Source organism: Limnohabitans sp., assembly GCF_031538885.1.
In the GTDB taxonomy this organism is placed as follows: domain Bacteria; phylum Pseudomonadota; class Gammaproteobacteria; order Burkholderiales; family Burkholderiaceae_C; genus Limnohabitans.
The window spans coordinates 1-11,336 of the sequence record NZ_JAVKLW010000005.1; the positions used below are offsets into that span (position 1 = coordinate 1).

At 56.1% G+C, this 11,336-nt stretch carries 5 protein-coding genes and 1 pseudogene; 5 read left to right on the forward strand and 1 reads right to left on the reverse strand.

Going from position 1 to position 11,336, the window contains the following annotated elements; all coding sequences use genetic code 11:
- Positions 1 to 798: 798 nt before the first annotated feature.
- The 5 genes and pseudogenes from RMS03_RS00360 to leuB all read left to right on the forward strand — a co-directional run.
- Positions 799 to 873: pseudogene (locus RMS03_RS00360) on the forward strand (3-isopropylmalate dehydratase small subunit); the annotation flags it as partial.
- 110 nt (positions 874 to 983) lie between these two features.
- Positions 984 to 1,193: a type II toxin-antitoxin system HicA family toxin gene (locus RMS03_RS11560; protein WP_405023474.1), complete on the forward strand. Its 210-nt coding sequence runs from the start codon at positions 984 to 986 to the stop codon at positions 1,191 to 1,193.
- Entirely contained in the window at positions 1,186 to 1,398 is a 213-nt protein-coding gene (locus RMS03_RS00365) for a type II toxin-antitoxin system HicB family antitoxin (RefSeq protein WP_310625146.1), read from the forward strand. The genes RMS03_RS11560 and RMS03_RS00365 overlap by 8 nt, the downstream gene beginning before the upstream one ends.
- A gap of 51 nt (positions 1,399 to 1,449) precedes the next feature.
- Entirely contained in the window at positions 1,450 to 2,106 is a 657-nt protein-coding gene (gene leuD, locus RMS03_RS00370; RefSeq protein WP_310625147.1) for a 3-isopropylmalate dehydratase small subunit, read from the forward strand.
- Positions 2,107 to 2,127: 21 nt separating this feature from the next.
- Positions 2,128 to 3,213, forward strand: coding sequence for a 3-isopropylmalate dehydrogenase (leuB, locus tag RMS03_RS00375; RefSeq protein WP_310625148.1), 1,086 nt, complete (start codon positions 2,128 to 2,130; stop codon positions 3,211 to 3,213).
- Between the two features lie 51 nt (positions 3,214 to 3,264).
- On the opposite strand, the gene RMS03_RS00380 is transcribed toward leuB, so the two are convergent.
- Positions 3,265 to 11,298, reverse strand: a complete 8,034-nt coding sequence (locus tag RMS03_RS00380) for an Ig-like domain-containing protein (protein ID WP_310625149.1) — start codon at positions 11,296 to 11,298, stop codon at positions 3,265 to 3,267.
- Between the last annotated feature and the right edge of the window lie 38 nt (positions 11,299 to 11,336).

Consider the following 11,336-nt stretch of genomic DNA (forward strand, 5'->3'; position numbering starts at 1 on the left):
ACATCCCAAAGAAGCGCCGCATGGAAACCGTGACGGATGAGGAATTGACTATGATTGAAAACCGATTGAATCACCGCCCCAGAAAGCGACTAGGATTCAAGACACCTCACGAGGTATTCCATGCCTCGTTAAAGCGTGTTACACTTCGTCCTTGAATCCGCCGTCTAAAAATTTGTGCATGAGTTTCATGAACCGATACACCACACCTCGATCTTGGGGCATCTACGATGTAGGAGAGCAGCACGCAACTGCTGCCACACGTCGTTTTCGATTTGGCAATCACCCCGTCAGAGAAGTTGAGCTGCGCCGAGAGTTTCCTTTCTGCAAATTAATTTCAGTTACCACCACTCGGCAAGAAGCCCTGCAAACAGCAAGACAAATGAATGGAACGAAGGCTTAGTCATGAAACAAGGACTATTCAGCGCTGCTCTAGCTTTTTTTCGACGGGTATTGTCTTTGCCAATCCGGTGTACTTGCAATGCCGTTTAAGCACACGCATTGTCGAAGTAGACCTATCGGTCAACGAGTCCACCGGTAAAGTAACGCAAACCTACGAAGGCAGCAATGCAGGGTTCACTGCTGATGCACAGTTTTCACCGACACATATCGTTTGGCAACGTAAAGCAAATACCTTGCAGCAAGTTGAAAAATACGCGATTGATCCTAGGAGTCTTGCCATAGTCCAGGACACCTACCTTGACGGGAATCAAACCCCAACGGCGTCTGGCTCAGGAAGTTGCAAAGTCTTACCCAAAGTTCCAGCAAAAACTCCCCCTCCACACAGGCATCGTGACGCCGATGGACCGCGAGAACGTCGACACGGACGCCATCATCCCCAAGCAGTTTTTGAAGTCCATCCGAAAGACTGACTTTAGCTCGAAGTCTTGGTGAGCGTGTCGAGATACGGCTGAACAAGATCAACCCCAATGAGCTAGTTTGAAAAACTTCTCTATGCTTTATTAAGTGGACAAAGCGATCACACCATCGCTTTTTCTGATCTTGTTAAAGTACTAGGAAAACTGGGTTTTCAGTGTCGCATCAAGGGTTCGCATCACATTTTTTACAGGGACGGTATTTCTGAGATCGTGAATTTGCAACCCAAAGGCTCCACTTCTAAGCCCTACCAAGTCAAGCAGGTGCGCGAGTTGATTGTCAAATATCGCTTAGTAGTTAAGGGAGAAACCAATGAATAGTCGCTATGAAATCATCATTTACTGGAGTGAAGCTGATGGGTGCTTCATTGCCGAAGCCCCCGAGCTGGCTGGCTGTATGGCCGATGGCGCCACGTATAGCGAAGCCTTGTCTCATGCTCAGATCGTGATCGACGAGTGGCTGGAAACAGCCCACAAGCTCAAGCGCTCAATCCCTGTACCGCGAGGGAGGTTGATGTTTGCTTGAAACAAGCTCGCCCATTGCACTTTCACACGGCCCCTAATTTTTCTTTATCTCATGCAAAAATTCACCCTCCACACAGGCATCGTGGCGCCGATGGACCGCGAGAACGTCGACACGGACGCCATCATCCCTAAGCAGTTTTTGAAGTCCATCCGCAAGACGGGCTTTGGTCCCAACCTATTTGACGAGTGGCGCTACTTGGACCACGGCGAGCCCGGCCAAGACCCTGCTAGCCGCAAACCCAACCCAGACTTTGTGCTGAACCAGCCGCGCTACCAAGGTGCATCCGTGTTGTTGGCGCGCAAGAACTTTGGCTGTGGCTCCTCACGCGAACACGCGCCTTGGGCGATTGACCAATACGGTTTTCGCGCCGTCATTGCACCGAGCTTTGCCGACATCTTCTTTAACAACTGTTTCAAAAACGGCTTGCTGCCCATCGTGTTGCCTGAAGCCACGATTGACCTGTTGTTCAACGAAACCTTCGCCTTCCCCGGCTATGAGTTGACGGTCGATTTGGAAAACCAAGTCATCGTGCGCCAAGGAAATGGCGGAGGGGGCGAAGCCATCCCGTTTGACGTGCAAGCCTTCCGCAAATACTGCTTGCTCAACGGCTTTGACGACATTGGCCTGACCCTGCGCCAGTCCGACAAAATCAAAGCCTTTGAAGCCGAGCGCTTGGCCACCAAGCCTTGGTTGGCGCACACGATGTAAACCCACTTAGAAGAACAACACATGAAAATCGCAATCCTTCCCGGCGACGGCATTGGCCCAGAAATCGTGGCTGAAGCCGTCAAAGTCTTGAACGTCCTCGACCTCCAATTTGAATCTGAAACTGCGCTGGTCGGCGGCGCTGCGTTTGACGCGCACGGCCACCCCCTGCCCGAAGCCACGCTGAAGCTAGCCATGGACTCCGACGCCGTGTTGTTCGGCGCGGTGGGCGACTGGAAATACGACACCCTTGACCGCCCTCTGCGCCCCGAGCAAGCCATTCTGGGGCTGCGCAAACACATGGGCCTGTTTGCCAACTTCCGCCCCGCCATTTGCTACGAGCAATTGGTGGGTGCATCGAGCTTGAAGCCTGAATTGATCTCGGGTCTGGACATCCTGATCATCCGCGAGCTCACAGGCGATATTTACTTCGGCCAGCCGCGTGGTCGCCGCGTGGCCACTGACGGCCACTTCCCAGGTAGCGAAGAAGCGTTTGACACCATGCGCTACTCCAAGCCCGAGATCGAACGCATTGCACACGTGGCATTCCAAGCTGCCCGCAAGCGCAAAGCCGCAGGCAAAGAGGGCCGCGTGACCAGCGTGGACAAAGCCAACGTGTTGGAAACCTTCCAGTTCTGGAAAGACGTGGTAAGCGAAGTGGGCAAAGAATACCCAGACATCGCCCTCGACCACATGTACGTTGACAACGCAGCCATGCAACTGGTGAGAGAGCCCAAGCGCTTTGACGTGGTGGTGACTGGCAATATGTTTGGCGACATCTTGAGCGACGAAGCCTCCATGCTGACGGGCTCTATCGGCATGCTGCCCTCGGCCTCGCTGAACAGCAAAAACCAAGGTTTGTACGAACCCAGCCACGGCAGCGCCCCCGACATCGCAGGCCAAGGCGTGGCCAACCCCTTGGCTACCATCCTGAGCGCCGCTATGATGCTGCGCTTTAGCTTGAACCAAGCCGCCGCAGCTGACCGCATCGAGACCGCCGTGAAAGCCGTGTTGACCCAAGGCCTGCGCACCCCCGACATCTACAGCGAAGGCACCACCAAGGTGGGCACGGCTCAGATGGGGGATGCTGTGGTGAAGGCCTTGCGTTAAACCTACTCACCCGCATTGCAAGAGTGCATCGCTCTCGCAGGTTTGAGGCGCTCAAATCACTGCGTTCAGCCGTGCGGTCAACATCGAATCATGCACCGTCTGCCAAGCAACAAAACTGCCATCATTGGCGCTGAATAAAGCGGTCTGCCATTTGTGGTCGGTTTTGTTTTGTCGCAGCAAGAAATCTTGCGATGCATTGAAATCAACCAGTGACGCCAACAACAGCTTGTCGTCGGGTGCATCGCCATAGAAGGCAAAGAGGTCATTGCCCTGGCCTCCTGTGACGCGATCGCTGGTGGAAGAAAACAACAGCAGATCATCGCCGTCACCACCATCTAAAACGTTATGTGCTCCCCTGGCAACCAAGGTGTCTGCGCCATTCATGCCCCACAAAACGTTGCTGTCATTGCCTTTGATCACATCTGACAATTCACCGCCAACCAAGTTTTGGATATGCGTGTCGCTCGCGATAGTCACCGTCTTGTTCCAAGCTGAAAAGTTGATGCTGCCCGCATTGAGGTCGGCAACGATCGCGGATGTCGATACGGCCGCGAGATTGACGGTGTTGATGCCACCACCATCTTGGTCGTGCAGCGTCAAACGGTTCGCGTCCAGCGCTGCCAGGCGAAAAAAATCGTTGGTGTAGACAAAGCGGTCGTTGAGAGCTTGGGCGTCGCTTTCCTTGGAAAAACGAATACTGGCGCTGCGCACCTCGCCACTGAAACTCCCTTCGCTGTTGTAGTTAAACTGAAGCTGCCAAGTGCCCGCCTCGTCATGCTCGCCCCAAAAGCGTGACAGACCGAACTTGTATTCCTTTGTGCCGTCCACCACACCCGAAGGTACCGAATCAACTGTACCGGTCACAACAGCAGCGACGGTGCCGCAAGGCGAAATCAGGTTGGCGTTTAAATTTTTGTAGTACGACGTTTTCAGCCGTAGATAAACATCGACATGCTCCAGATCCATGGGCTGAGACACATTGAAATTGATGGTCAAGGGTTGCCCTTTATTCGTGGGCAAGTCCCAGCCCGGGGTGGCATCGTCCGCGCCAGACACGGTCAAGGCACTCCAGTCCGTGGTCAATTTCGCCGTGTTGGCGCCGCCGGGCAGTATCCAGCTTTGCGCCAAGCGCACAGCACCCAAAGGATTCACGATGCCAAACCCAATGCCTTCGTCATGGTACAAACCACCGCCGTTGGCCCGGTCACTGCCGTTGAGCTGCCCCAAGATACCGCTGCTGGGCTGGTGTGCTGAGTAGGCAAGAATGTCCTTGACATCGCGCACTGACAGATTGGGGACAGCCTGCAGCATGAGGTTGACCACCGCAGAAACATAAGGGGCAGCGAAACTCGTGCCGGCTTGGCCCGACACCAAATAGGCCACGCCGTTGTTGTCCGGAAAGCCGCCAAGCACCCCCTCACCCAAGGCAGATATGAATACCGCGTCTCCCCACGATGTGTCGAAAAAACGCCCCCCCGCTGGATTGACCCCACCGGCGGCGATCACGCCGCGCGTGGAGGGAAAGGGCATGCTGGCGGTGTTGTCGGTCCATCCAAAATTGCCCGCCCCGTAGACCTTGACCAGGCCAAGGCCCCCGTAAAGCTTCGAATAGGATTCATCCAAGGCATCTTTGCCCACTTCAGTCAAGGTGCGGTTAACACTACTAATGCTGAGATTGATCACGCGCAAACCTTTTCGGTCCAGGTGATGGGCCCAATCGGCATCTAACCACGACAAGGGGGAAACACCGGCATTCAACAACCCATCGTGCTGGGCCAGCATGACGCCTGCAACTACGGTGGCATGGGTAGCTTGTCCAAATGAACTGGATGTGAGGGCCGACGCTGGTTGGGTGCTCGCGGCAATGATTTTGCTCCAGTCAAATTGACTGTCCGGTGTGATCAACTTGCTACCATCGCTTATGCCGATTGTCATTCCCTGTCCGCGCAAACCTTCATTCCAAAGCACGTCCAAGCCCAGGCGCTGATCTTCACTGCCCCAAGGGGCATAAGGGTCCTGAATTCGGTAAGCCCCCGTCACCTTGACCACGCTGTCTTTTTGGGTGGTTCGCACGCGGCCATCGGCATCTTGGTAGTTGTAATTCACGCGCAAGGTGAACTCGGTCTGGCCCTTGAAGTCCGCAGGCAACTGCAATGCCAAGTCCAGCATTTGATCGACTTTGACAAGCCAGCTGCCATCAGCCGTGCGCTCGCCCTTCGTCAGACGCCAGCCTGCCGGGATGCCGTCGAGGCGCCAATAGGCTTGGGTCGACAGCTCAGATACCGTGTGATCATCGCGTGCACTGACAATGAAAGAGCCCAATGACAAAGGACTGTTGTTCAGGTCTTGCCGCAGGCTGATGTCATGCACTTGCAAGCTGAGGGCAGACAAGACGTCATGCACACCCCGATCCACCAAGGTCTGTATATCTTTGACCTGTTGCAACCCTGCCATGCCGACCCCTGCAAGTTGCGAAAGAACTTGAAGGTTCTCTTCGCTGTTGAGCGTCACAGCACCTTTGGCAACCTCAATGCCAAGCGTGTGCAGATTGCTCACGCTCAGCGTGTCCAACTTGCCATCCGCAGTCACGTCATGGCTGTTTACCCAAGCGTACAAGGCCCGCAGGCTGTGCATCACGGCATCCAAGTGGCTCATTTGAACGGCCAATGCGGGGAACTCATGCAACAACACATCATTGAGCAAGGCCAGGCTGGCTGCGTCGCAAGGTACATCAAGATAACCCAGTCCCAGCACATCGTCGGCGGTCAGGGTGGGGCCACTCGCTTGACCCACGCGCGCCTCAATCTTGTCAAGCACCCGCTGCACTTGCAACAAATCAGCACCCAAATTGGCACTGACCCCACCCACCTGCAAGATTTTCCGATTGAACCACGCCAGCGCAGCGACACTGGATGCAAGCCCCAACGCGCGTGCATCCTCATTGGTGAAGGCCTCATCCAGTCCGCCCGCGTAACGCGCAGCTTTGTTCAACGCAGCTTGCGCATCAAGCAACCAACCCCGAATTTGCAAAGCCGACTCGGCAATCTGCCCCTGCAAGGCTCGACCCTGCAACATTTGATTGACTTGGCTCCGCCCCAGCTGCGACACCTGTTGAGAAAGACCGATTTGCGCGTAGTCATCCAGCCTGGGCATCGGGTGATCCGTCGCCACTTGATCCGTGGCCAAGGCCCGCATCGAGGCCTGAATACGTGCCAAGCCACCGCTGCCGTCCATCAGCAAAAACTGACCCAGAAATTCTGGCGTTTCCAAACGGCGTTGCAACGTTGCAGCGCCAATGTCGGCAAACGCAAACCACAGCGTCGGGTCAAATTCGCCATGAGCGCTACCCAAAGGGTCAATCGCCAAAACTGCCTGACCATCCGAACCCGCATTCACTCGCACAAACCGCGACAGTGGCGTCACGCCTGACATGTAACGTCCTGCCAGCAGTTCGCGCAAGTCCAACTGATCGCAGTTCGCAACATCAGGTCGCAGAGGGTCAGCCAGACAAAAGCCTGTGAGCAACCGGTAGCCGCGTGCTTGGGCGTCGACCACAAACACATCGCGCGCCGTGCTCCCCGACATCAGGCTTAAGTCACGCAGCTGTGTACCGTCTGCACGTGTGCTGAGCACATCGCTATCGCGCAAGTCCAGTTTGACGTCTTGCACAACAGGCACAGCAGCAGCAGGGGTTGCCGTGGTTTTGATGCGCACATTTTGAGTGCCCGCACCCAGTGAGGTGTCAAGTCGCCAGATGCCGCGGGTATCCGCCTGCGTCTCACCCACCAACAACTCGTTGCTGCCAGACACCTGGTAGACCTGCACGCGGGCCGAGGGCGTGGTGGTGCCCGTCAGCGTGGGGTGAACCGGCAACAGCGTTGGCGTTTGGGTGATACCTGTTGGCACCTGGGCAAAAGCGTCGACAGGTTTGACCCCCAACAATGTCAGGGGGCGCCCAACCGCAGTCTGGCTATCCGTCTGACCATCCAGACTGTAATAGCCCAAGCAGTTGCTGGCATTGTCGGCTGGCACACTGGCTGCACTGTTGGCGTAATAACCGCTGCCCGCTTCCTTGTACTCCGACAAGATGCGCACATTGGCAATCAAGCCGTTGAAAGTTTGCGGTGCATCGGGTGTGGCCACATTGCCACCAACGCCAAGTTGCCACTGCTGCCCTACCAAGGGTGATTTGTAAGTCATCCCCGGCGCATACGTTCCGGCGTTGCTGTAAACCACACCGCCATCAAGCGCAAAGATTCGTATATAGCCTGCGAAGTTGAGGGCCACGTGATGCCAGCCTGGCGTCAATGCATGCCACCCCACCGCGGCCCCTTCGGGGTGCGCCATCACGATATAGTTCCCCAAAACTTTCAACTTCACTTCAAAGCCATCCACGGGGTTGTACATGGACAAAACAGTTTCCTCTGCGTGCGATACGCTCGCATCAAAAAATATGTCCGCCTCCACGCCGTAATAGGCCGATGAAAAACTGCCCGTTTGGTCCAAACGCGCCCACGCGCCCTGACCGGTCTTGAGGGCCCAAGATTGTTGGGACAGCGCTGCACTGGCGTGGCTGGGCGTTGCGACCGGACTGGACTGCGACTCGCCATACTGCAAGTTCAGTGTTTGCGAGACGGCTTGTTGCCCCGCGCCATCGCGCAGCATCACACTCAGACGCTGCGGTCCAGTCTCTGACAAATCCGCGCCCCGCAACGTCAGCGTGACCTGCCCAGCCATGGCCTCTTCTTGGCTGACCCTGTGATTCATGAGCAAGCGGTCTGCACTGTAGAGGCCCAGCACGTCCCCAGCTATCAACGGGTTGTTGGCAACATCTACGCTGGTGACGACGAGTTCGGTCTTGGCATCGGGGGCATCCAAACTGCTGCTCGCACCGACCGCCCAACTCAACACGGGCTGAGGAGTCAGGTCATCCACCCGAAGGGCCAGGGACGCCCCATCGGCGGTGTTTCCAAACACATCGGTGATGCGCGCATGCACTGAATGGATACCTTGCGCTGCGAGCAAGTCCCGCGACACCGTGAGCTTGGCCACGCCTGCATTGATCTGCGCACTGCTCAATGTGATAGGCGCCATCAGTTGTGTGCTGCCTTCATACAAGGAAATCTGATCCCCCGCACGCATGCCAACGTAGGCCACATCAAGGGTGATGCTGGTGTTCAAGGTGCTCAACATATCGCTGCATTCTTTGGCGATGCTCAGCAATACATCAGGTGCGTGGCTATGCGTTTGAATGGAGACGCCGCCCCCTTTGATCAAGCCAGAACTGGCAACCCCTTCGATGCGCACCTTATGCTGACCATCGCCCTGAACCGAGGACCATGGGATAGAAATATCCTTGGAAGTTTCTGCAGCGCTGATCGAAATCGTGCTGACCTCTTTGCCGTCAACCCACACCTTGTAGTCACGACTAGCACCGGCCTTGACTACCATGCCATTGGCGCTATTGAAGTTCGCCAATCGCAAGTTCAACCCGTCACCCAGCTCGCTGGCGACAATCGATTCATCGCCATTGCCATTGCGGACCCGTACGCTGAACAAGTCACCGCTCAATTCAGTCTTGAAGGTGAACTTATTTGAAATGATTTTACTTGCGCCCACCCGATCCACCTCGGCCCAATAATCCCCTTGAGGGAAGCCGATGTTGGCGCTCTGACTGCCTCGGATGTAACCCAGTTGCACATCCTCCGCAGTCACCCAAACGCGCGGCTGATTACTCGAAGCATATTGGGTATCGCTACGAACAAGTCGAACGACGTCTCCTACCTTCATATTTGGGTAGCGCAGCGTGATTGTGAGAGCTTGACTCTGAGGAAGCGCCAAGTTGGTGGGCCAGTCAGGCACAAACCGTGTGCTATTCAAGGCTTGAGCTATGAATTGCAAGGTTTGACTGTTGCTGGCACTGGCATTGCCAGCAACGTCACAATGCTCCACCATGACTGCACAGGTCCCCACACTGGTGTCGTCGCCCATGAGGAGGTGACGTGACAAGCGCAAGGTGTATTGGCCTGACGCCAAGTCGGCCGCAGTGACCACAACCGGGTCGCCCGCCAACACACCGTTGACCCGCACACGCAGCAAATCACCAACAGCCAAACCGTCATAGAGTGCAATTTTAAAATTCACCGCCAGATTGCCTTGGTAAATAAAGTTACCAGCCACCATGCTAAGCACCGGCGCAGTGGTCGGTGCCACGGTGTCGATCAACACCGACTGCATCATCTGGGCTTGGGCGCTGTAGTTGCCTGCGGCATCGAATTGCCGAACCTGAATCGCACCAGCCCAGTAGCGCCCGTCAGCCAATACCAGTTGATCGCCTTGGCCCCAGGCCCAATGCAGTCCATTGTCAGTGCTGTATTGCCAACGTGCCCCCGTTTCCAAGCCAACCAAATCGATGACTGGATTCGATGTGACGCCATCGCTGTCGCTTCGCCCCGTGTCCTCGTGCAACCTCAAATACAAAGTATTCGGCACGAGTGTGTCAAAAGCAATGGCCGCGCTGCTGGCGGCCTGTCCTTTGTAGCCCGCCGTATTCATGAAGCCGCCGTCGATCACGTTGATCACCGCCTGTCCGCTGCTCTTTGGGCTTGGCACAAACGTGGCGTGCCATATCGAAGCGTTCGTGGAATCGACATGCAAACCCACCAATTGACCGCCTTGCACCGCGAGGCTCTCCACACTGAAGTCCGTCACGGCCTCGCTGAAAAAAAATTGAATCTCGCTGGTTTCTCTCGCCTTCAGCGTAAGCTTTGCAGCGCTTTCAATACGCACCGAGGGTCGCAAACTGCTGATGACCAAATGGCCCGCCACGTTGGCCTCGTCGGCAGTCCAGCTCAAGGTCGCGGCATCCGAACTGTTGCCTGCGGGGTCTCGCTGTATCACTTGAACGCTTCCTGGTGCGTAGTCGCCGCTGGGCAAGGAAAAACTGCTGCCGATGCCGTTCAGCCAGTGACTACCCCCATCCAAGCTGTAAGACCACAAGGCGCCCGGTTCGATTTGAGCCACCTCCACGCTTTGGCTGCCATCGACCACGTTGCGCGCAGCCAATGTCGCGTGGGGCACTAGCGGCGGTGTGGTGTCAATGTGCCAGGCTGAATCGTTTCGCCAGACGTCACTGACATTGCCTGCGGCATCCATGGCTCGCACAGCCAGCTGACCCGGCGCGTAGTCATCCTCAGCAAGTACCCAGCTGTTGCCACTGCCCGCATGCCAGTTCTCTGCCGAATCAACACCTGTCGTGTTGTATTGCCAAGTCGATTCCGCACTTTCAAGCCCAGAGACCGTCAGCGAGCCATCGTTCGTGACACCATCACCTAGGGTTGCACTGTCGCTCAGCAGCTGAACACGCAAGGCATCGGGCACAGTCTGATCAACACGCAATGAATGCGTTAAACGCATACGTTTGATGACAGCGCCCTCGGACGTGAGACTGCGAACCTGAATGACCTGCGCCTCGTAGTAGCCTTCCGGCACGATAAAACTGCTGCCATGACCGCTTTGCCAGGTCGCACCTCCATCCATGCTGTAGCTCCAGGAGGCGGCATTGCTTCCCAGGTTGCTCACACTCATGTGTCCGTCACGGGTGATGTAGTCATCGCCGAGCACACCAGTGTCGCTGTCCAACGACAGCACGATACCTGTCGCCTCTGCGATGTAAAAACCCACGTTTTGTGTCGCTTTCAAGCCACCGGCGTCCGTCATCGTCACGGTCACGCTACCCATCTTGGCCGTCGTGGGTTGGCCGCTGACGATGCCAGTGTTCTGGTCCAGTACAAGACCTGTGGGCAAGGCGCCACTCGTGATGGTGTACTTGCGCGTATCCCCAATGTCCGGGTCAGCAAAGTAACCCGCGAGGTTCAAACTTGCGAAATTGACACCCACGGTGCCACTCTGCGAGGGCACTGTCGCCAGAGCTGTAGGCGCTTCGTTGACGTTGTTCACGCCCAGCGTGTAGCTGGTGCTGATGGGGGTGCTGCCACTGATAGTGCTATCTACCGCGTTGACTGTCACGGCGTAGCTGGCTTTGTTTTCGTAGTCGAGCGTGACGCCTGCTTTGAGGTACAGCACACTGCCGACAATTTCAAAGCTGGCTGCATCTGCGCCGC